Raw genomic sequence first — 21292 nt, 5'->3', positions numbered from 1 at the left:
CGGTGATACGCGCAAATAAAACAGTAAAGCGAAGTGCACAGAAATCAGAGAAAACGCGGCAGGGTTAATTCAGAAGCTCGGCACTATTACGGATCAACGGTCTTCAGCAAATAATGCCAGCGTCAATTGAACCCAGCGGTAATTAAAAACTATCCGTTTGAAGAGACGCTTATTGCGCATCATCAATAAGTCTGATGGCGGATAGTGTTTTGCCATCATACTTATTTCTTGACCCATGTTGCCGCCAATTGCCGCCTTGTTCCGCAATGGCGGGCAGCTTTTCCTCCGCGCCTTTTTCTTCGGCCAAGGTTTCAGCGAGCTTCAAACCCACCTGCTTGACCAGTTGGTCGATCCGGTCGATCTGCCCGGAGCTTCCCCAAGATGGGCCGTGAACGCTTCGGCCAGTTTGGAATTTGTCAACGCCCGCGCCAGCCGAGGCAATGCCTTAGTAATTTGTTTTTCTGCGCTGTAAACGTCCGGCAGTCCGTGAATGAAAAAGGTGTTCGTCCAGTCTGCGGTATAACCGACAGGCAATCATCGTTGGTTTTATTTAATGTCCATCGCGCATTTAGGCTGAACCAAGTCAAACTGAACGAACTCTCAGCCTTATGGGCACTATCGCCTATCAAGGAAAGTAGAGGTCTACACCATGGCTAATCTCATTAAAGTGTCTGCGTTGACGCTGTTAGTTGCACTTAGTACACAAGGCGCGTTTGCGGCGCAGGACAACGATGATTTCGTCGAAGATGCGTCCGCCAAAGGCGTTGCTGAAGTCGAGGCTGGCAAGCTGGCGCAGGAGAAAGGCAGCGCGGCCGATGTGAAAAGCTTCGCCGAGATGATGGTCAAGGACCACACCGCTGCGAACGCCAAGCTCAAATCCATCGCCGATGCCAAGAAACTCGATGTATCGGACAGTGCCATGCTGATGGACAAAGCCAAGTCGATGATCCTTGAGCTGCGCAGTGCCAAGTCGTTCGACCAGGCTTACGCGAACAATCAGGTGAAGGCGCACGAAGCGACCATCGCGCTGTTCGAGAAAGAAGCCTCGCAAGGCAAGGATGCTGATCTCAAGGCGTTCGCAGCTGAAACGCTGCCCAAACTCAAGACCCATCTTCAACACGCCCAGGCGTTGGCCAAGGCCCATGGCGGCGACGCTGCCAACTAAGCTGACCCTTCAGCGGTCGTAAGTCTACGCTGCCCGATTCGTCGGGCGGCGTTCTGCCGAACCATGCCGTTCGGCATTACTCGCCTTCAGCGACAATTCCCTGCAACAACCCTTGTGTGTAGAGCGCATTGCCCAACGCTGCGTCTCGGGCCGTGTTGTCGAATATGCACCACGTGGGCACCTCGCGCTCCCCCTCTGTCAATTTTTCCGCCAATCGCTCAAGCCACGCGCTTTCGTAAGCGCTGTAGTAGATCCGGGGCGTTCCGTGCAAACGCCAGTAGCGAATGCCAGGCCAACCATGGGGTGCGTCGTCGCCCGTGATACGGGACGGGTCGACAGCGACGCGCGCCACGTGATGATCAATCAATAGCGCATCGGCCTGCACCCAGGATTCGTGACGGGGTTCGATGACCAAAGGCCCCGTGTAGCGGGCCTTCACCTGCTGAAAAAAGTCGCGGACCAGCGCGGGATCGAACGCGAATGAAGGCGGCAGCTGAACCAGCAGGCACCCGAGCTTGCTGCCCAGGGCCGTGCACTCGGACAAAAAGGCGTCCAGCAACTGAGAGCAGTCGCGCAGCCGATGCTCATGAGTAATGACCTTCGGGACCTTCACCGAAAAGCGAAAATCGTCCGCCACTGACGCCGCCCATTTGGCATAAGTGGCGGGCCGATGGGGGCGATAGAACGAGCTGTTGATTTCCACGGCGTTCAAACGTGACGCATAGCGTTGAAGGTGACTTCCTTCGCTATCGAATGCCGCTCCATATTCGCGAGCCAGCTTCCAGCCTGCACAGCCGATGTACTGTCGCGACTGACTCATGGGCGTGCCTTATCCATGGCATGCTCGACAGGTCCGCTATAAATGGCAAGGTGATGCATCGTGGCCTCCGGCAGGATGTTGGCGTTTGCCATCCCGCAATCAAAACCAACGAAGCCACGCATGAGGCGTGGCTTCGTTGAGTTCAGCAAACGTGCAAAGGCAGCTTATTTGGACAGGTCGCTACGAAGGCGCTCGCCCGCGTAAGCCTGGGCCTCTTGGGCTTTTTCGACCACTGCCGCGGTGCCGAAGAACTCGTGAGTCACGCCCGGATACACCTTGCGCTCGACACTGACACCGGCGCTGCGCAGTGTTTGCTCGAGCTGCGCACCGTCATCGCGCAACGGGTCGATTTCGGCGTTAATCACGGTCACCGGCGGCAGCCCCTTCAAATCTGCGTGGACCAGATCGATCCGCGGGTCTTTCGCCTGAACGGCGCTGGTGGTCACTTGCGAAATGAACCAGAGCATCATCGGGCGATTGAGCGGCATGGCATCCGCGTATTTCAGGTAGGACTCAGTGTCGGTATTCGACTGCGCGACCGGATACACCGACAATACATGTTTCGGCGCGGTGAGCCCTGCTTTATGAGCCGCGACTGCCGTCGCAACGGCCAGGTTGCCGCCTGCGCTTTCACCTGCCAGCGCCAACCGTTTCGGATCGCCATTAACGGTCGTCGCGTGGGTCGTCAGCCAGCGATACGCAGCCAGCGCGTCATCGTGGGCGGCCGGAAATTTGTTTTCAGGGGCGAGGCGATAATCCACCGAAATCACCACAGCATTGGCCTGTTTGGCCAGACCGCGAGCGCCGCCGTCATACACCTTGCGATCGGCGAATACCCATCCGCCGCCATGGAAATACAGCACCACCGGGAACGGCCCGGTGCCTGCCGGGGTATACACGGTCGCAGGCATCGCACCGCCAGCGCCGGGAATACTGATGTCGCGGGTGGTCACGCCAGGAACCAGGGTTTCGGGCGAGCTGTCGCGCTTCTGATCAGCCAACACGCCCTTGACCGCGTCGGCCATGGTGGGCTGCAAGCGGGCTTCTGCCGGGGTGACCTTTTCCACGGCCTTGGCATCGAAACTGGCGAATTTGTTCAGCACTTTCTGCATGTCTGAATCAGTGCGCAGCATACTCTTGGTGCCGCTCACCGCGAGCTCGGAAACCGAGTGTTTATCAGGGTCGCGGGCGCATCCGTGGAGCGCTATCACCACGCTCAATGCCGACAGTGTCCATAGCCATTTACGCTGCGTTGTTCTCATTCGTGAATCCTCGTCATTGCGTGGCCCCTGGCATTGCAGCACTGAGGCTGCTCGGAAAGTAGACAGGGATTGGCTCTGCGGGCGACCCCATGTGTTCGCCCGCTTACGAGATATCTGTCCGAAGCCACCGCCATTCGCTCAAACATTCGTACGTGGGTCAGACGAGCGGTGGACTTTCACTGATTTCATCGGGACGAAACACCACTGATCCCACCCTGCCCCATCGGACTGAACTTAACGTCTCGCAGGCGGCTCCGCTTTAGGAGACACACGTCATCCCAACCTGCGGAGAAACATTTATGAGAGCCCTCACCTACCACGGTGCCCACGACGTGAAAGTCGACACCGTCCCCGATCCGATCATCGAAGCCGCAGACGACATTATTTTGCGCGTGACCGCCACGGCCATTTGCGGGTCCGACCTGCACCTTTACCGTGGGAAGATTCCAACCGTCGAGCATGGCGATATCTTTGGCCATGAGTTCATGGGCATCGTCGAAGAAACCGGCTCTGCGGTCACCGCCGTTCAAAAGGGTGATCGCGTGGTGATCCCGTTCGTGATCGCCTGCGGTGAATGCTTCTTCTGCAATCTCGACCTGTACGCGGCCTGCGAGACCACGAACACCGGGCGCGGCGCGATCATGAACAAAAAGGCCATCCCACCCGGTGCAGCGCTGTTCGGCTTCAGTCATTTGTACGGGGGAATTCCGGGCGGTCAGGCGGAATACGTGCGCGTACCCAAGGCCAATACCGGCCCCTTCAAAGTCCCCGGCACCCTCGCGGATGAGAAAGTGCTGTTTCTCTCGGACATTCTTCCAACCGCCTATCAAGCCGTGACGAACACCGGCATCGGCCAGGGTTCGAGCATCGCCATCTACGGCGCTGGCCCTGTAGGTCTGTTGTGCGCCGCCGTCGCGAGAATGCTCGGCGCCGACCGCATCTTCATGGTCGATCACCACCCCTACCGCCTTGCCTATGCGCAGAGCACTTATGGCGTGATCCCGATCAACTTCGACGAAGACGATGACCCGGCCGACACCATCATCCGCCAGACGCCGGGCATGCGTGGCGTGGATGGCGTGGTTGATGCGGTAGGTTTTGAGGCCAAGGGCAGCACCACGGAAACCATCCTGGCGACGCTCAAACTCGAAGGCAGCAGCGGCAAGGCGTTGCGCCAGTGCATCGCAGCGGTACGCCGTGGCGGCACCGTCAGCGTGCCCGGGGTGTACGCCGGCTTCATTCATGGTTTCCTGTTCGGCGATGCGTTCGACAAGGGCCTGACTTTCAAAATGGGCCAAACCCACGTTCAGCGCTTCATGCCCGAGTTGCTGGACTGCATCGAACAGGGAAAAATCTCGCCGGAAGTCATCATCACCCACCGCATGTCCCTGGAGCAGGCGGCCGAAGGCTACAAAATCTTCGACAAGAAACAGGAAGACTGCCGCAAAGTGATTCTGACCCCCGGCAGCAATGAAATTCCCGCGCTGGTAGAAGACGATGTGAGCGCCCTTCCAGCGACATAAACGTTCGTTACATACAGGTGAAGCAAATGGATATGAGCATGTTCTGGATCGTGGCGGGCTTCATTGTTCTGCTCATTGATCTGTGGGCGATCGCCAGTGTCTGGCGGACCACCAAAACGCCCGCGACCAAGCTGGGATGGGCTGTCGTCATTCTGGTGTTCCCGGTAGTGGGTTTTGCCATCTGGGGAATTGCCGGTCCGCGCGGCATCGCCGAGCCGCCAACGTCCAAGGAGCACAGTAAAGGCTGAAAATGAGATAAGGGAGGCAACGAGCCTCCCTTATGCTTGAGCGGCTCGTCAAAGATGGATAGGTCGTAGAAAGGTCAGTTGTCCAGTAGGCTTTTGACCGCTTCGTGTAGCGTGTCCAGCGCCCAGGGCTTGCGCATGAACATGGCATTGGCGGGCAGCGACCCGTGTGACACGACCCGGTTGCCCGAGGACACGATGACCGGTAACTGGGGCCACCTGCCCCAAATGGTTTTCGCCAACTCCAGACCGTCCATCTCGCCTGGCATGCAAATGTCAGTCAGGACCAGCACATGTCCATGATCCCTCTCCAGTATCGCCATCGCCTCCGCGGCGGTAGCGCATTCTGCTGCATCGAGATCGATCAATGACAACGCTTCCACGATCAATGACCGTAAGATTGTGTCGTCTTCTACGAGGAGAACCGTCCTTGCCATGGCGCCTGTTCCGTTGGACATGTGCAGCGTTAGTCAGGAGCGGATGACAGTGGTTTCTTGATCCCGACCGATGGTTGAGCAGTTCGGCGCTGACACGCTAAAAGGAACGACTGCCGAACTGCATGCTCCAATCAGTCTGGATCGAGTATCCGCCCTCCTCGGGAACCGACGATCAAAACCCCGCCCGATTGGAAAATCGTCGCGTTGCGTCACGTTCGTGACAGGTGCACGGGCCTGCTGTTTGCGCAAACGCAGCGCTCTAAACCCGCGGATTCGAAGCGGTTTCCACCCTTGAGTGACCGGCGGCGCTCGGGTAATGTCATCAAACCCACAGGACAGAGCACGCTCATGACTTCCAAGCTGGAACAACTCAAAAACTTTACCACCGTCGTTGCCGATACCGGCGACTTCGCCGCCATCGAAAAGCTGAAGCCGGTCGATGCCACCACCAACCCCTCCTTGCTGCTGAAAGCGGGCTCCAATGACAGCAATGCCGACCGCCTGAAAGAAGCGTTCAGCGGTAGCAAAGGCGACATCAATCTGGCGAGCGATCGCTTCGCCGTTGCCATTGGCCGCGAAATCCTCAAAGTCGTGCCGGGTCGCGTGTCGACCGAAGTGGACGCACGCATTTCCTTCGACACTCAAGCCTGCATTGCACGCGCCGAGCGTCTGGTGGGGCTGTACGAAGAGTTCGGCATTGGCCGCGACCGCATCCTGATCAAACTGGCTTCGACCTGGGAAGGCATCAAGGCGGCCGAGCAACTGGAGAAGAAAGGCATCCAGTGCAACTTGACCCTGCTGTTCTCCTTCGCCCAGGCCCAAGCCTGCGCCGACGCGGGGGTGTTCCTGATTTCACCATTCGTAGGCCGCATTTACGACTGGTACAAGAAAGCCGAAGGCAAGGACTACGTCGGTGCGGAAGACCCGGGCGTGAAATCCGTGACCCGTATTTACAACTACTACAAGGCCAATGGCTACAAAACCGTGGTCATGGGCGCCAGCTTCCGCAACCTCAGCCAGATCGAAGAACTGGCCGGCTGCGACCGTCTGACCATCAGCCCGGATCTGCTGCAAAAATTGTCGGAAGACAATGGCACCCTGGTTCAGAAGCTCAAGCCCGGCAACGGCGGCGAGCCACGCCAGACGCTGAACGAAAGCCAGTTCCGCTGGGCCTCCAACGAAGACGCCATGGCGACCGAGAAGCTCGCCGAAGGCATTCGCCAGTTCGCCCGTGATCAGGAAAAACTGGAAGCACTGCTGAGCGCCAAGGCGTAACGCTCAGGCCTCGCCGTCATGAAAAAGGCGGCGCCCTTTGGGGTGCCGCCTTTTTTGTGTCCGGGTTTTGGGAAGGCGAGTTGTGTGGCAGCGTCGGAAGCCTCGGCAACGCTGCAGAACTGCGCTTACTGATGCTCGAGTGCGTTCACCAAGTCGCGAAAGGCTTCGCGATTGGAATCGTTAAGTCCCATCAGAATCTTGTGCGCTTCCAGCACCTTGGCTTTGACCACGTCTTCGCACTGATCCTGCGAGGGCAAATCGCTCAATGCTTCAGGGCGCGGGATCGGTCGACCCACGATGTTGAACACCTGATCGAAGCCCATCGACTGGAGCAGCCGGGTGATGTCTTCATGGGTCGTCACGACGGTGGGCAGCAGCCCCGCCTTCTGACGTGACAGGATCGACAGCTTGGCCAGCAGGCCCAGGGTCGTGCTGTCAATGCTGCGGGTTTCGGTCAGGTCGATCACCACGGTCGAAAAATTCATCGAGGTGAAGATCCGCTCGATCGTCGCATCCAACGCCGAGCAGAGGGTCAGGCGCACTTCTCCCACAAACTTCAGGACGAAGGTGCCATCTTGCTCGGCAAACTGGATTCTACCGGTACTCATTAAAGGTTCCTGCTCAACACTAACAAAGCGATATCATCCGGCATCTCCCCGAGCGTGGCCAATCCAAACTTACGGCGCAGACCATCCAGGCTGCCGCCCGCCGACTTCACCAATTCAGGCAAGTTGGCTTCTTTCTCTTTGAGTGTATCACCTGGCAACAGGTCCAGAATGCCATCAGACAGCAGCGTCAGACTAAAGGACTCAGGCAAGTCCAGCACATGGTCCGAATACGTCGCTTCATTGAACAGCCCCACCGGCAGGCCGCGCCCCTCAAGGTAACGGGTTTCTGTCGGGGTATACAGCACCGGCAACGGCAAATGGCCGCCCACGCTGTAAGTCAATTTCCCGCTCTGCTCGTCGATCACGCCCCCTACCATCGTCACATGCTTGCCCAGCTTGCAACTGATCAGGCCGCGATTGATGTGGCCGAGGACCTCGGAAGGCTTGAACTCCGGCAACGTGCCGCCGCGCTTGGATTCGAACAGCAAACGTGTGGTCATGAACTTCAGCAGCACTGTGATGAAGGCTGAAGACGCACCGTGGCCCGAGACATCGGCCAGGTAAAACGCAACGCGACGTTCGTCGACCCGAAAGTAATCGACGAAGTCACCCGAGAGATACAACGAGGGAATGATTTCGTGTTCGAATTCGAACGAGTCAATGGCCCAGGGATTAGTCGGCAGCATGTTCATTTGAACCTGTCGACCGGCGTCCTGGTCTTCCTGCAGCAAATGCAGGCTGGCTTCGAGCTCGCGGTTGGCGGTCTCGAGCTTCTGACGGTAGAGCTTGTTTTCCTGTAGCAGCCGTGCCCGGTCCAGAGCACGCTTGACTGAATGTTCAAGGACGGCCAGGTCTTCCAGCGGTTTGATCAGGTAATCGGCCGCGCCCAGGCGCAATGCTTCGACAGCATCGCTCATGACACCCGCGCCGGAGACCACGATCACCGGAGTGTCCGGCGACAGGCTGGTGACCTGTCGAATCAGCTCCAGGCCTCCAACTTGAGGCATGCGCAGGTCACAGATCACGAGATCAGGCGTGTGTTTCTCGAAGGATTCCAGACCCTGCTGGCCATTACTGGCTTGCAAGACGCTGAACCCACTGTCTTCCAAGTAGGCCGCAAGACTCGCGCGCACTACTTCGTCGTCATCGATAATCAGCAGCGTGGCACTGGTTTTTTGCATGTGGGCAAACGGCGCCAGATCAGGTTGGCGTAGGGGTCGGAGGGTGTCAGGCCGCCTACTGGATTCGCTTCTAGCCTCTCTGGCCGCTGGCAGCGGACTTTTGGTCAAACGCTTCAGTCGTCAGAGGTGCCCTTCAAGGCGCAGACGGTACTCCCATCCGCGGGGCGTTTCAAGCGTGCTCCAGCGCTCGGTCGGCGACTTTACATCGCAAATCGCCCGGAGTTATAAGAACGCCTAAACCAGCAACAAAAATGAAGGATGTGCCATGGGCCAGATTGATCGCGACTATGCCGAGAAACGAGATTACATCCGCATGCGGGTCGACGCGGACATCAGCCTGATCTACGCGGGCCAGATCATTCCTGCCGTCTGCGTGGATTTATCCAGCTCTGGCATGCAGATACAGGCGCCTCGCTCGTTCAACGTGGGCGATAAAATCAGTGTTCGCATCGAATCGGAGCACGCGGCGCTCAAGGGCCTGGAGGCCGACACCGAGGTGGTATGGATCGCTGACATCGAGGGCGACGGACAGAAACTGGGGCTGACTATCCTGTCGATGAAGTGATATCGATCAGGAACCACTTCACACTTCCGAAAAATTCCGAAAAAAAGAAAAAGGCGACTCGAAAGTCGCCTTTTCTATATCCGGCCAGCGGTCAGGCGCGCTTAAAAATCGTCAACCACCTTGCCATCCTTGACCTTGAACTCGCGGTTCTGCAGGTAGGCGTTTCGGATGAAGATGTATTTGTCGCCGTTGATCAGCTTCTCGGCCGACAGCAGGCTGGCGCGGGTGTCCACCACACTCACGCCAAACGCCGTGTTACGGGTCGGCACGTGGTCAATGTAGCGGTACGGTGCGGTGTAGGTGTCCGGGTATTTGGCGAACGCGTCGCGCACGGTGCTCGGGCCGAAGAACGGCAGCATCACGAACGGCCCGCTGCCGACGCCCCAGTGGCCCAGTGTCTGACCGAAATCTTCGTCATTGCGCTGCAGGCCCATCTTGGTGCCGACATCGAAGAAACCCAGCAGACCGAACGTAGTGTTGACGATCAGGCGAGCGGTATCGACCCCTGCGGCTTCAGGCTTGGCTTGCAGCACGTCGTTGGCGAAGTTGGTGACTTCACCGATGTTCTTGAACATATTGTGGATGCCGTCTTCCAGGAACTGCGGCGTGATGAACTCATAGCCTTGGGCAATGGGTTTCAACGCATAGGTGTCGACGGTGTCGTTGAAGCGGAAGATCGCGCGGTTGACGCCTTCCCATGGATCATCTTCGGCGGCTTGAGCGGCCATGGGCACCAAGGCCAAACCGGCCCAAAAACACGTTCGAGCCAGACGATTGATAAAGCCTGCACCGGTCACGGGCATAGCAAAGACTCCCAGTCAAAGTGATGAAGCGGGCTACGCCCCCCAACCAAAGGCGAGAGTATAAAGCGTTCTGTCAGTATTTACGTCGCCGAACACTGACGGAATACGCCGTTCTTTAAACATCTGCTCACAATGTCACCTGTCGGTCATCGCACTGTCATGAAACTCCCTTAGCGTCATGGGCATTTGAGAGGGAATTTCATGCTTGCCCCGGTCGCCGCCCCTGCCCCGTCGTTCACCGCTGTGCTGTTTGGCCTGAGCGGCTGCCTGGTCGATTTTGGCGCGCAGGCCCGGACGCTGCGCAGCGGAGACGGTCAAGCGTTCATCTCGCAGGACGCCACGTCCTTTTCCCACCCCACGCCAGGGGCGCTGGCCGCGTTGAAGCGGCTCAAGCAGCAAGGCGTTCCCTGCGCCTGGATCGACGAATACCCCACCTCCATCGCCGAACAATTGGCCGCGCCACTGGCCGGATGGGTACAACCGACGCCCAGCGCTAATCACCACTGGCCCGCGCCTGATGCTTGCTGGCAGGCGCTGATGACCCTGAACGTTGCCCAACTGGACGGCTGCGTGTTGGTGAGCGGCGACCCTCGCTTGCTCAAGGCCGGGCTTAATGCTGGTCTGTGGACGGTTGGCCTCGCGTCATGCGGTCCGCTGTGTGGGCTTTCTCCGGCGCAATGGGACGCTGTCAGCGACCTGGAGCGCGAGCGCCTGCGGGGGCGCGCCACCCTGGAGCTTTACGCGACGGGCGCGCATTCGGTCATCGACCATCTGGCCGAGCTGGAATCCTGCCTGGCGGACATTGCCCTGCGTCGACTGAAGGCCGAAAAGCCCTGATCGATCAGGGCCGGGCAAGAACCTCCACTGTGGATTAGTCTTATCGCCAAAGGACCTTTGCCGAAACGCCGAGGTCCATGCAGAGACTATTCATAAAGGGAGCACCCTATGCCCGCCCGCGAACTGCAAGCCCAACTCGACACCCTGCGCGAGCAACTGGAGCAGAACCCGCCGATGACCGAAGAAGAACGCGCTGATCTGCACACGTTGATGGCGCAGATCCAGGCCGAGATCGAGGTCGAGAAAACCATTCCTGACAACAACCTGGCCGACGGCGTCAACCTCGCGGTCGAGCGTTTCGAAGTCGAACACCCCACCATCGCCGGGACGTTGCGCAATATCGTGCAGACGTTGGGGAATATCGGGATTTGATCAGGTCGGACTGACGCAGAACAGCGTTGGGAGAGTGGGCGTGCTTACTCACTGGTCATCTTGGCCAGGCACCTGAAAGTGGCACGCCACACTTGAAAGCAGATCCCGCGAACACCTTTACTGCCGAGCCAACCGCCCATTCTTCAGAGTCAGGGTATCGGTGCTGCGGTACGGATTGATGTCCAGCCCGCCACGTCGCACGTAACGCGCATACACCGTCAGTTTTTCCGGTTTCAGCAGCTGTTGCAGGTCCATGAAGATGCGTTCGACGCACTGTTCGTGGAAGTCCGAATGCTGACGGAAGCTGACGATGTAGGCCAGAAAGCTGGCGTGATCCAGCGCTGCACCCCGATAGTCCACGGCAACGCTGCCCCAGTCGGGCTGGCTGGTGACAGGGCAGTTCGACTTGAGCAGGTGACTGTGCAGCGCCTCTTCGACCACTCGGGACTCATCGCAGCGCAGCAACTCAGGCTGCGGCCGGTCGTAGCTGCTGATGGTCACGTCCAGATCATCGACGCACACACCAGGCACCGCCACGATGCCCTCCGCTTCGATGTCTTTCAATGAGCGGATGTGCACCCCTACCGGCTTGCCTGCGGCGGCAGACAGGTCCTTCTCCAACGTGGCCACCACGTCGGCCTCGGAGGCGAAGGGTGTCTGGTTCAAGGAGTTGAGGTACAGCTTGAAGGATTTGGATTCGATGATGTTCGGCGAATCCGCGGGAATGCTGAATTCCCCGATGGCCACCACCGGCTTGCCCGACGGCAGCAACCACGACAGTTCGTAGCAATTCCAGAAATCGACACCCTGATACGGCAGCGTCTCGGCGGTCAGCCCCAGCTCCGCCCACTTGGCGGCGCGGGGAATGGGAAACAGCAGGGACGGTGTGTAGGTGGCGATGTATTCACTGGACTTGCCCAGCGGCGAATGTTCGGCTGCGGGATGCATGGCGGGACCTGAAAACGATAAAAGGGCTGATGTGAAATCCTGACCGCCGAGTTTATAGGTTTTGTCCCGCCCTTTCAGCGATTACTCGGCAATCGACACCTTGCCGACCATGCCCGCCTGATAGTGGCCCGGCAAGTTGCAGGCGAACTCCAGGTCGGTGGCCTTGGTGAACGTCCAAGTCAATTCGGCGGTCTTGCCCGGCTCGACCAGCACGCTGTTGGGGTCGTCATGCTTCATGGCACTGTGATCCATCCCGGCCATGTCATGTTTCATGCCAGTCGACGTCAACATGCCACTGGCAACCATCTTCAGCATCTCCTGTTGATGCGCGGCATGCATGGCCGCATCGCCGAGGTTGAACTCGTGAAGCAGTTGGCCCTTGTTCACCAGCACGAAATGCACGGTCTCACCCTCTTTGACGTTCAGCGCCTTGGGTTCGAAATACATGTCGCCCAGGGTCAACTCGACCGTGCGTGTCGCCTGATCAGCCCGCGCTGGGTGGCCGAAGTCAAAATGCTCGCCGGGAGATGCTTGAGACGACAGGCTCACACCCAGCAACACGGCAGCAGCGACAAAACGAGCGAACATGGCAATCTCCAATCAACGACAATCGATGACCCTAAGGTAGGCCGACGCGACTGGCAATCAGCTGACCGCGAGATTACAACTTTGTAAGCTTGAGCACCTGCTCGCCCGCTCGCGTTATAAATCCGCGACGATTGACGTGTTACTGGAAGCGATGAGTCACCCATGAAATTACTGATCATCGAAGATCAAGCCAAAACCGGCCACTACCTGCGCCAAGGCCTGACTGAAGCGGGGTTCAACGCCGAACTCGTCGCAGACGGCATCGGCGGCCAGCACATGGCACTGACCGGTGATTACGCGCTGGTGATTCTGGACGTGATGCTGCCGGGCCGGGATGGCTGGCAGATTCTGCACGCCCTGCGCAGCGCCGGCCTCGACACGCCGGTGCTGTTCTTGACTGCCCGCGACGCGGTCGAAGACCGGGTGCGGGGCCTGGAACTGGGCGCCGACGATTATCTGGTGAAGCCCTTCGCGTTTTCCGAGCTGCTCGCCCGTGTCCGCAGCCTGTTGCGCAGAGGCGGCAGCGCGCCCGCGGAAACCCAGCTGCAACTGGCGGACCTGCGGCTGGACCTGTTACGCCGCCGCGTCGAGCGCAGCGGTCAGCGCATTGACCTTACGGCCAAAGAGTTCGCCCTGCTGGAACTGATGCTGCGCCGTCAGGGCGAAGTGCTGCCCAAGTCGCTGATCGCCTCGCAAGTCTGGGACATGAACTTCGACAGCGACACCAATGTGATTGAAGTCGCCATCCGCCGTCTGCGGCTGAAAGTCGACGACGATTACCCCAACAAGCTGATCCACACCGTACGCGGCATGGGTTACGTGCTCGAAGCGCGCAGCCTCTGATGGTCAGGCGCCTATCGCTGGGCAGTCGGTTGGCCCTGCTGTTCGCGGCCTGCACGGCGGTGGTTTCGTTGACCGCGGGCGTGCTGTTCAACCGGGCGAGCGAGAGCCACTTCATGGAGCTGGATCAGCAACTGCTCGACAGCAAGTTGCCGACCCTGCGCGACGCCTTGAGGGGGATTTCCAGCCCTGAACAGCTCAGTGAGCACCGTTACGCCCTGCAGGGCGAACTGGCGCATTCGCCAGACTTGGCCTTACAGGTTCGCGGCCCGGATGGCGCGCTTTGGTTCGACAGCCTCACTTCGTCGATAGCCACGACCTCGGCCCATGACGGTCTGCACACCTTGACCGACAACGGCACGGCCTACCGCGCCTACACGGTAGCCTTAAGTCCGGGGCAGCGCGATTCCCCCCAGCTGACCTTGCTGCTGGACATCACCCATCACCAGCATTTTCTGGAGCGCATGCAGCACCTGATCTGGCTGACCGTGGGCCTGTCAGCACTGGCGACGGCGCTGCTCGGCGCCTGGGCGGCACGCAGCGGTCTACGCCCGCTGCGTGAAATGAGTGAGGTCGCCGCCGGGGTCTCGGCCAGCTCCCTGATGACCCGGCTGCCACACGCCAACATGCCGGCCGAGTTGGCGGAATTGAGCCAAGCGTTCAATGCCATGCTGGGCCGTCTCGACGATGCCTTTCAGCGGCTGTCGGCCTTTTCAGCTGACATCGCTCACGAGCTGCGCACCCCCCTGTCAAATCTGCTGACCCATACCCAGGTCACGCTCACGCGCCCGCGCGATGTGGCCGAATACCGCGAAGCGCTGCTAGGGAATCTGGAAGAACTGCAAGGCATGGCGCAAATGGTCAACGACATGCTGTACCTGGCCAAGGCCGAGCATGGGTTGCTGAACCCCAAACGCGAATCGCTGGTGCTGGGCGACGAGGTCGAGGCGCTGCTGGAGTTTTTCCTGCCGGTGGCTGAGGAAGCTCAGATCACACTCACCCGCAAAGGGGACGCCTCATTTAAGGGTGACCGACACATGCTGCGCCGTGCCTTGTCCAACCTGCTGGACAATGCCCTGCGCTTCACGCCCGCCCAGGGCCGGGTGTCGGTGACCTTGGATTCATCCGCTCACCATGTGGGCATTCGCATTGAAAACACCGGGCAGATGATTCCGGCCGAGGTGCTGCCGAAGCTGTTCGACCGCTTCTATCGGGCCGATCCGGCGCGCCATGAAGGCAGCAGTGAGCATGCGGGGCTGGGGCTGGCAATCACTCAGTCGATCATCAAGGCCCATGGCGGGAGGATCGACTGTGAGTCGCAACAGGGCGTGACGCGGTTTTGCATCGAGTTGCCCATCTGAAATCGACACACCCTCTGTAGGAGCGTGGCCTGTCCCGCGATCTGCCGGGGACCGGCAGCACACCCATACGTCCAGCTGTGTCAGACAAAACGCATCGAAAGGATTTGCTGCCGCTACGCGTGTCAGATCGCGGGACAAGCCACGCTCCTACCAGGCACACGCGAGAGAGCACACGTGAGCGTTGGCTAAAGTCTGCGAGGCCTCAGCATCTTACTCATACCGCAACGCATGGGCGGGCTGAATCTGCGACGCGCGATAGGCAGGGTAAATCGTCGCCAGAAAGCTCAGGATCAGCCCCGCGGCGCAGATCATCACCACGTCGCTGCCTTCCAGTTTCGACGGCAGGTTGCTGATGAAATACACGTCCGAGGTGAAGATGTGCTGGCCGGTGACGCGCTCGACCCAGCCCACCAGTTGGCTGACGTTGATGGCCGCGACCACACCCAGCGCGCCGCCGATGATCGTACCGATGACGCCGATCACCGACCCTTGCACCATGAAGATCGTCATGATCTGCCGGGGCGTGGCGCCAATGGTGCGCAGAATCGCGATGTCGGCGCCCTTGTCGTTCACCACCATGATCAGGGTGGCGATGATGTTAAAGGCCGCCACCGCGACGATCATCAGCAACAGCAGACCGATCATGGTCTTTTCCATTTTCATCGCGCTGAACAGACTGCCTTGGGTGTGGGTCCAGTCATCGGCCTTGTAGTCTGCGCCCAGCCCGCCCGCAATGGCGCTGGACACCTGCGGCGCGGCGTACAGATCAGTCAGCGCCAGGCGCACGCCCTGCACCTGATTCGGCTGCCAGCGCTTGATCGTCGCGGCATCGGCGACGTTGACCAGTGCCATCGAACCGTCCAGCTCGGCGCCCACCTTGAACACGCCAACCACGGTCAGACGCTGCAGGCGCGGAGTGATGCCCCCCGGATCGTTGCTGATCTCGGGGACGATCAGGGTGATTTTGTCGCCGACGTTCAGCCTGAAACGTCGCGCCGTGATCTCTCCGATGACCACGCCGAACTCGCCGGCCTTCAGATCCTGAAGGCGACCCTGAACGATGTGTTGAGTGACGATGGAAACCTGGGATTCCAGGGCGGGGTCGACGCCGTTGATCTCGATCGGCTGCATCGATCCCTTGTACGACAGCATGCCGTCCATTTGCGTGAAGGGCACGGCGGCCGTGACCTGCGGGTTCTTCAACGCCGCGTCGGCGGCAGGTTTCCAGTCGTCCAGCGGCTTGACCCCGTCGATGACCGCATGGGGCACCATGCCGAGGATCCGCGAGCTCATTTCCTGCTGGAAACCATTCATCACGGACAGCACGACGATCATCGCCAGCACACCCAGCGCCAACCCGATCATCGAGGTCATCGAAATGAACGAGATGAAGTGGTTACGGCGCTTGGCCCGGGTGTAGCGCGTGCCGATGAAAATGGATAACGGTCTGAACATTCGTGGAGCACCGTAGCTAAATAGGAACACCCCGACGCCCGGTTACAGGCGTCGGGTTCAATTCATCACGCCTCGACGAGACGGCCTTCTTCCAGGCGCCACACGCGGTCCATCTGGCGAGCCAGCGACAAGTCGTGGGTCACCACCAGAAACGCAGTGCGCGACGAGGTGCTGAGTTCCAGCATCAGGTCTTGAATGCCTTGAGCGGTGTGGGAGTCGAGGTTGCCGGTGGGCTCGTCGAGCATCACCAACCCTGGCTGATTCACCAGCGCACGGGCAATGGCCACGCGTTGACGCTCGCCCCCGGACAGCTCAGAGGGTTTGTGCGCCAGACGGTGCTTGAGCCCTACCCGCTCCAGCAATGCCGTGGCGCGTTGCCGGGCTTCGGGGATTGGGGTCTTGCCGATCAGCAGCGGCATGCAGACGTTCTCCAGCGCGGTGAACTCCGGCAGCAGGTGATGGAACTGATAAACGAAACCCAGCGCCCGGTTGCGCAACAGACCCCGGGCCTTTTCGTTGAGTGCGGACAACTCTTCGCCTGCCAGCCAGACGCTGCCTTCAGTCGGCGTGTCCAGCCCGCCCAGCAGGTTGAGCAAGGTGCTCTTGCCTGAGCCGGAGCTGCCGACGATCGCCACGCGCTCGCCCGGGTGCAGCTCCAGTTGCAGGCCCGACAACACCACCACGGATTCCGGGCCTTCCTCGTAGGATTTGCCCAGGTTGCGGCAACTCAGTACAGCTTTATCACTCATGCCCGACTCACTCATAACGTAGCGCCTCCGCCGGCTGGGTGCGCGCGGCACGCCAGGCGGGATACAAGGTGGCGAGGAAACTCAGGACCAACGCCGCGCCGCAGACCATCAGCACGTCTTCGGTCATCAATTGCGAAGGCAGATAGTCGATGAAATAGACATCCGCGTTGAGAAACTTGTGGCCGATCAGCCCTTCCAGCGCAGAAATCGCCGAACTGACGTTCAGCGCCGCAAGGATGCCGACACCTGCGCCGATGGCCGTGCCGACCACACCGATCACCGTGCCCTGCACCATGAAAATGCGCATGATCTGCCCCGGCGTCGCCCCCAGCGTGCGCAGGATCGCGATGTCGCCGCGCTTGTCATTGACCACCATCACCAGCGTCGAAATGATGTTGAACGCCGCCACCGCCACGATCAGCAGCAGCAAAAGGCCGATGATGGATTTCTCCATGCCGATGGCCTGATACAGATTGCCGTGGGTACGGGTCCAGTCGCGGGAGTAATACTGGTGGTCGCCCAGGCTCTGGGCAATGTCGTAGGCGGTGCGCGGCGCTTTGAACAGGTCGGTGAACTTCAGCCGCAGCCCCTGCACCTGATCAGGCTTCCAGCGGTGCAGACGCGCCAGGTCCTGAAGGTTGGTCACGCCGAGGTAGCCGTCCAGTTCGCCCGCGCCGACATGGAAGATCCCGACCACGGTGAAGCGCTTCATACGCGGGAACATCCCGGCCGGTGTGACCGTGACTTCAGGCGAAACGAAGGTGACCTTGTCGCCGATGCCGACGCCCAGCTTGGTGGCGGCCTTGTCGCCGATGACCACGCCAAAGCCGCCGGACACCAGATCGTCGAGCCGGCCCTGCTTCATGAAGCCATCAATAATGGAAACCTTGCGCTCCTGCACGGGGTCGATGGCATTGAGCAGGATTTTCTGCACGTTGCCGTTGTTGGTCAGCAGACCTTGCACCTGGGTGAAGGGCGCGATGGCCTCGACCTGCGGGTTCTGCTTGACCTTGGCGGCGAGGCTCTGCCAGTCGCTGATCGGCTCGCCGGATTCGATGGTCGCATGGGGCACCATGCCAAGGACGCGGGTGCGCATCTCATGATCGAAGCCGTTCATGACCGATAACACGACTATCATCACCACGACGCCCAGGGCGAGACCGATCATCGACGTCAGGGAAATGAAGGAGACAAAATGATTACGGCGTTTTGCACGGGTGTAACGCGTGCCGATAAATACAAAAAGAGGTCTGAACATGTAGGGGCTTGTTCGGAGGAATGGGAACGTCCTTGTGGCGGGCCTTGGCCTGCGGCTTTACACTCGAATCACTGAGTCGCAAACGAGAGCAATCACTCTGACAACCGCTGCTACCATGGGTTCGCCATGCCGACATTAGATGAAGAAGAACGCCGCGAATACTACCGTATCGAGGACAGCGTCGCACTGGAAATTCAACGCATTCCAGACTCCGGCTCGGTCGACGAACTGGCTCACCGGGACACCTCGACCCTCTTCGATCTGCTGAGCGAGTTGCATGTCGCCGAGTTCGAATCGCAGCACTTGCTGCGCCAGCTCGACGACCGCGACCGTACCACCAACAGCTTCCTGCGGGCCATGAGCAAACGCATCGATTTATTGGGTCAAGTGGTGGCCCAGACCGTTCTCGGCAAGCTCGGCGCGCCGCAGAAGGTGATCATGTCCGAAGGTGGTCTGCAGTTCGAGTCCCATCAACCTTTCCCGGTTGGCAGCCTGCTGTCGGTCAAAATGGTGCTCATGCCCCAGGCTTCCGGGATGATGCTCCGCGCCAGGGTCACCCACTCTCAGTCCCACACCATCGGCGGTTACGAGGTCGGCACCGAATGGGTCGAGCTGAGCGATGCCCAGCGACAGCTGCTGGCCCGACACATACTGCAACGACAAGCCGCGCAACGACGCCTGGCCCGAGAACAGAACAGCCCTGATCCATCCTGACTTTTTAGCCAAAGGCGCGTTATGCAGCCATTCAAGGAGTACCCGTGACCCTCATCTACGGCCACCGCGGCGCCAAAGGCGAAGCACCGGAAAACACCCTGACCAGCTTTCAGGAATGCCTGAAACACGGGGTCAAGCGTTGCGAACTGGACCTGCACCTGTCCCGCGCCGGCGAACTGATGGTCATTCATGACCCGACCCTGAAACGCACCACCGATCGGCGTGGCAAGGTGGTCGAGCACGACGCGGCGGACCTGGTGACCTATGACGCGCGCAGGGGCGGTCCGGGTTGGGTCAACCCGTGCCCGATTCCGCGCCTGGAAGAGTTGTTCGAGAAATGCGATTTCGACCACTGGCAACTGGAAGTCAAGAGCGCGTCACGCACCCGCGCGGCCACGACTGTGTTGGCGATCCGCGAGATGGCCCAGCGTCACGGTTTGCTGGACAAGGTCACCATTACGTCGAGTTCGCGGGAAGTTCTGAAGGCGGCGTTGGAGCTGACCCCGGACCTGTCGCGAGGGCTGGTGGCCGAATACGCGTGGCTCGACCCGTTGAAGGTCGCCACGAGCTATGGTTGCGAGATTCTGGCGCTGAACTGGACGCATTGCACGCCAGAGCGCCTCAAGAAAGCTCAGACCCTGGGCCTGCATGTGTCTGTGTGGACCGTCAACGAGCCTGCGCTGATGCGCAGACTCGCCGACTTCGGCGTTGACAGCCTGATTACAGACTTTCCCGGTTTGGCCAGCGCCACCCTCGGGAATCACTGAAATCGGTCTCCCCGGCCGGCTCAGGCCACCGGCCGGAGCCGCTCAAAAAAGCCGGTTGAGGCCGTCGTACGCTGCCACCCGATAGGCTTCGGCCATGGTCGGATAGTTGAATGTGGTGTTGACGAAATACTTGATGCTGTTGGCCTCACCCGGCTGGTTCATGATCGCCTGGCCGATGTGCACGATCTCCGAAGCCTGGTCACCGAAGCAGTGCACGCCCAGAATCTGCAGGGTTTCGCGGTGGAACAGAATTTTCAACATGCCCACCGGCTCATTGGAAATCTGGGCGCGGGCCATGCTTTTGAAAAACGCCTTGCCCACTTCATACGGTACTTTGGCCTGGGTCAAATCATGCTCGTTCTGGCCGATCGAGCTGATCTCCGGAATGGTGTAGATGCCGGTCGGCACGTCATTGACGAAGCGCCACGTGCCGTTATCCACCGCCATGCCCGAGGCCGAACGGCCCTGGTCATAGGCCGCGCTGGCGAGACTCGGCCAACCGATCACGTCGCCTGCGCCATAGATGTTGGGCTGGCTGGTCCGGTATTCCTCGTCCACTTCGATCTGGCCCCGGCCGTTAGCCTTGATGCCGACGTTTTCCAGGCCCAGCTTGTCGGTGTTGCCGGTACGGCCGTTGCACCACAGCAACGCGTCGGCTTTCACCTTCTTGCCGGATTTGAGGTGCAGGATCACGCCGTTTTCCAGGCCTTCGACACGCTCATACTCCTCGTTGTGGCGCACCATCACATTGTTGTTGCTGAAGTGATAGCTCAGGCCTTGGGAAATCTCGGCGTCGAGGAAGCTCAGGAGTTGGTCACGGTTGTCGATCAGCTCGACGTCCACCCCCAGACCGCTGAAGATCGATGCATATTCGCAGCCAATCACCCCGGCACCGTAGATGATGAGCTTACGTGGGGTGTGGGTGATACTGAGGACGGTGTCGCTGTCGTAGATACGCTTGTGGGAAAAGTCGATATCCGCCGGACGATACGGCCGCGAGCCGGTGGCGATAATGATCTGGTTGGCCACCAGCTTTTCCACGACGCCACTGTTGCAGACCACATCGACGGTGCGTTCATCGGCGAAACTGCCGGTGCCAAAGAACACGTCGACGCGGTTGCGAGCGTAGTAACCGGTGCGGGACGCGACCTGTTTATTGATGACCTTTTCGGCGCTCTTCAACACGTCCGGGAACGAAAACCAGCGCGGCTCGCCAATGGCCCGGAACATCGGGTTGGTGTTGAACTGGATGATCTGCTTGACCGAGTGACGCAATGCCTTGGACGGGATCGTGCCCAGGTGGGTGCAGTTGCCGCCGACCTGCCGACGGCTGTCGACCATGGCTACCTTGCGCCCAGCCTTGGCGGCGTTCATCGCCGCGCCTTCTCCAGCTGGGCCGGAACCCAGTACCACTACGTCGTAGTTGTAGACAGCCATGCGTACTCCTTAGAACAGGCCGAGGCGCCACTCTGGCGTCTCCGGCTAACCCATGCCGCGCCCGGCGACATGAAGACTCGAA

At 59.7% G+C, this 21292-nt stretch carries 23 protein-coding genes and 1 pseudogene; 11 read left to right on the top strand and 13 right to left on the bottom strand.

Translation table 11 applies throughout. The annotated features are described in order from the left end of the window. Positions 1-169 precede the first annotated feature (169 nt). Positions 170-534, bottom strand: a pseudogene (locus B3N48_RS26500) (DUF892 family protein). A gap of 115 nt (positions 535-649) precedes the next feature. Here B3N48_RS26500 and B3N48_RS26495 point away from each other — a divergent pair. Further along, on the top strand, positions 650-1165 hold the full coding sequence (locus B3N48_RS26495) for a DUF4142 domain-containing protein (protein WP_296188768.1): 516 nt from the start codon (positions 650-652) through the stop codon (positions 1163-1165). 76 nt (positions 1166-1241) lie between these two features. Here the strand turns inward: B3N48_RS26495 and B3N48_RS26490 are convergent, their stop codons facing one another. Both B3N48_RS26490 and B3N48_RS26485 read right to left on the bottom strand, forming a co-directional pair. Next, positions 1242-1985, bottom strand: coding sequence for a DUF72 domain-containing protein (locus B3N48_RS26490; RefSeq protein WP_296188767.1), 744 nt, complete (start codon positions 1983-1985; stop codon positions 1242-1244). 164 nt (positions 1986-2149) lie between these two features. Then, on the bottom strand, positions 2150-3247 hold the full coding sequence (locus B3N48_RS26485; RefSeq protein ID WP_296188766.1) for an alpha/beta hydrolase: 1098 nt from the start codon (positions 3245-3247) through the stop codon (positions 2150-2152). Positions 3248-3546: 299 nt separating this feature from the next. Between B3N48_RS26485 and B3N48_RS26480 the strand changes: the two genes are divergently transcribed. Both B3N48_RS26480 and B3N48_RS26475 read left to right on the top strand, forming a co-directional pair. Then, positions 3547-4770, top strand: a complete 1224-nt coding sequence (locus B3N48_RS26480; protein WP_296188764.1) for a zinc-dependent alcohol dehydrogenase — start codon at positions 3547-3549, stop codon at positions 4768-4770. 26 nt (positions 4771-4796) lie between these two features. Beyond that, on the top strand, positions 4797-5018 hold the full coding sequence (locus B3N48_RS26475) for a PLD nuclease N-terminal domain-containing protein (RefSeq protein WP_414704292.1): 222 nt from the start codon (positions 4797-4799) through the stop codon (positions 5016-5018). 74 nt (positions 5019-5092) lie between these two features. Here B3N48_RS26475 and B3N48_RS26470 read toward each other — a convergent pair whose 3' ends face one another. Next, complete coding sequence (locus tag B3N48_RS26470; protein WP_296188761.1) at positions 5093-5452, bottom strand: response regulator; 360 nt, start codon at positions 5450-5452, stop codon at positions 5093-5095. Positions 5453-5800: 348 nt separating this feature from the next. Here B3N48_RS26470 and tal point away from each other — a divergent pair, with 348 nt between their 5' ends. Further along, a complete protein-coding gene (gene tal, locus B3N48_RS26465) occupies positions 5801-6727 on the top strand; it encodes a transaldolase (protein ID WP_296188759.1) in 927 nt (308 codons plus the stop codon). A gap of 125 nt (positions 6728-6852) precedes the next feature. Here the strand turns inward: tal and rssC are convergent, their stop codons facing one another. Together rssC and rssB are read right to left on the bottom strand one after the other, a co-directional pair. Continuing rightward, positions 6853-7335 (bottom strand): anti-sigma factor antagonist RssC, encoded by a 483-nt coding sequence (rssC, locus tag B3N48_RS26460; RefSeq protein WP_037009276.1) that lies wholly within the window; start codon positions 7333-7335, stop codon positions 6853-6855. Beyond that, a complete protein-coding gene (gene rssB / locus B3N48_RS26455; RefSeq protein ID WP_296188754.1) occupies positions 7335-8516 on the bottom strand; it encodes a two-component system response regulator RssB in 1182 nt (393 codons plus the stop codon). Before rssB ends, rssC begins: the two co-directional genes overlap by 1 nt. Positions 8517-8781: 265 nt before the next feature. On the opposite strand from rssB, the gene B3N48_RS26450 reads away from it, so the two are divergent. Then, positions 8782-9081: a PilZ domain-containing protein gene (locus B3N48_RS26450; RefSeq protein ID WP_296188751.1), complete on the top strand. Its 300-nt coding sequence runs from the start codon at positions 8782-8784 to the stop codon at positions 9079-9081. Between the two features lie 101 nt (positions 9082-9182). Here the strand turns inward: B3N48_RS26450 and B3N48_RS26445 are convergent, their stop codons facing one another. Next, complete coding sequence (locus B3N48_RS26445; RefSeq protein WP_296188749.1) at positions 9183-9884, bottom strand: MlaA family lipoprotein; 702 nt, start codon at positions 9882-9884, stop codon at positions 9183-9185. A 201-nt stretch (positions 9885-10085) separates the two neighbouring features. Here B3N48_RS26445 and B3N48_RS26440 point away from each other — a divergent pair, with 201 nt between their 5' ends. Together B3N48_RS26440 and B3N48_RS26435 are read left to right on the top strand one after the other, a co-directional pair. After that, positions 10086-10721: an HAD family phosphatase gene (locus B3N48_RS26440; RefSeq protein ID WP_296188747.1), complete on the top strand. Its 636-nt coding sequence runs from the start codon at positions 10086-10088 to the stop codon at positions 10719-10721. 108 nt (positions 10722-10829) lie between these two features. Then, complete coding sequence (locus B3N48_RS26435) at positions 10830-11093, top strand: DUF4404 family protein (RefSeq protein ID WP_296188746.1); 264 nt, start codon at positions 10830-10832, stop codon at positions 11091-11093. A gap of 117 nt (positions 11094-11210) precedes the next feature. Here the strand turns inward: B3N48_RS26435 and queF are convergent, their stop codons facing one another. Together queF and B3N48_RS26425 are read right to left on the bottom strand one after the other, a co-directional pair. After that, positions 11211-12041 carry an NADPH-dependent 7-cyano-7-deazaguanine reductase QueF gene (gene queF, locus B3N48_RS26430; protein ID WP_296188744.1) on the bottom strand — a complete coding sequence of 277 codons (831 nt, stop codon included), beginning with the start codon at positions 12039-12041 and terminating at the stop codon, positions 11211-11213. Positions 12042-12122: 81 nt separating this feature from the next. Beyond that, on the bottom strand, positions 12123-12629 hold the full coding sequence (locus B3N48_RS26425) for a cupredoxin domain-containing protein (protein WP_296188743.1): 507 nt from the start codon (positions 12627-12629) through the stop codon (positions 12123-12125). Positions 12630-12791: 162 nt separating this feature from the next. Between B3N48_RS26425 and B3N48_RS26420 the strand changes: the two genes are divergently transcribed. Together B3N48_RS26420 and B3N48_RS26415 are read left to right on the top strand one after the other, a co-directional pair. After that, positions 12792-13472 (top strand): heavy metal response regulator transcription factor, encoded by a 681-nt coding sequence (locus B3N48_RS26420; protein ID WP_296188741.1) that lies wholly within the window; start codon positions 12792-12794, stop codon positions 13470-13472. Then, positions 13472-14830: a heavy metal sensor histidine kinase gene (locus B3N48_RS26415; RefSeq protein WP_296188739.1), complete on the top strand. Its 1359-nt coding sequence runs from the start codon at positions 13472-13474 to the stop codon at positions 14828-14830. Before B3N48_RS26420 ends, B3N48_RS26415 begins: the two co-directional genes overlap by 1 nt. Before the next feature lie 210 nt (positions 14831-15040). Here the strand turns inward: B3N48_RS26415 and B3N48_RS26410 are convergent, their stop codons facing one another. The 3 genes from B3N48_RS26410 to B3N48_RS26400 form a co-directional block, all read right to left on the bottom strand. After that, entirely contained in the window at positions 15041-16285 is a 1245-nt protein-coding gene (locus B3N48_RS26410) for a lipoprotein-releasing ABC transporter permease subunit (RefSeq protein WP_296188738.1), read from the bottom strand. A gap of 65 nt (positions 16286-16350) precedes the next feature. Then, a complete protein-coding gene (gene lolD, locus B3N48_RS26405; RefSeq protein WP_166595144.1) occupies positions 16351-17034 on the bottom strand; it encodes a lipoprotein-releasing ABC transporter ATP-binding protein LolD in 684 nt (227 codons plus the stop codon). Between the two features lie 7 nt (positions 17035-17041). Further along, on the bottom strand, positions 17042-18292 hold the full coding sequence (locus tag B3N48_RS26400) for a lipoprotein-releasing ABC transporter permease subunit (RefSeq protein ID WP_296188734.1): 1251 nt from the start codon (positions 18290-18292) through the stop codon (positions 17042-17044). A gap of 126 nt (positions 18293-18418) precedes the next feature. On the opposite strand from B3N48_RS26400, the gene B3N48_RS26395 reads away from it, so the two are divergent. Continuing rightward, complete coding sequence (locus B3N48_RS26395; protein ID WP_296188733.1) at positions 18419-19006, top strand: PilZ domain-containing protein; 588 nt, start codon at positions 18419-18421, stop codon at positions 19004-19006. A 44-nt stretch (positions 19007-19050) separates the two neighbouring features. Then, complete coding sequence (locus B3N48_RS26390) at positions 19051-19773, top strand: glycerophosphodiester phosphodiesterase (protein ID WP_296188732.1); 723 nt, start codon at positions 19051-19053, stop codon at positions 19771-19773. A gap of 42 nt (positions 19774-19815) precedes the next feature. Here B3N48_RS26390 and sthA read toward each other — a convergent pair whose 3' ends face one another. Further along, a complete protein-coding gene (gene sthA, locus B3N48_RS26385) occupies positions 19816-21210 on the bottom strand; it encodes a Si-specific NAD(P)(+) transhydrogenase (protein WP_296188729.1) in 1395 nt (464 codons plus the stop codon). Between the last annotated feature and the right edge of the window lie 82 nt (positions 21211-21292).

The sequence above is a fragment of the Pseudomonas sp. UBA1879 genome (assembly GCF_002338065.1).
Taxonomy (GTDB): Bacteria; Pseudomonadota; Gammaproteobacteria; order Pseudomonadales; family Pseudomonadaceae; genus Aquipseudomonas.
Note: the sequence above shows the minus strand (reverse complement) of the source record. Positions and strands in the feature narration are given on the sequence as shown.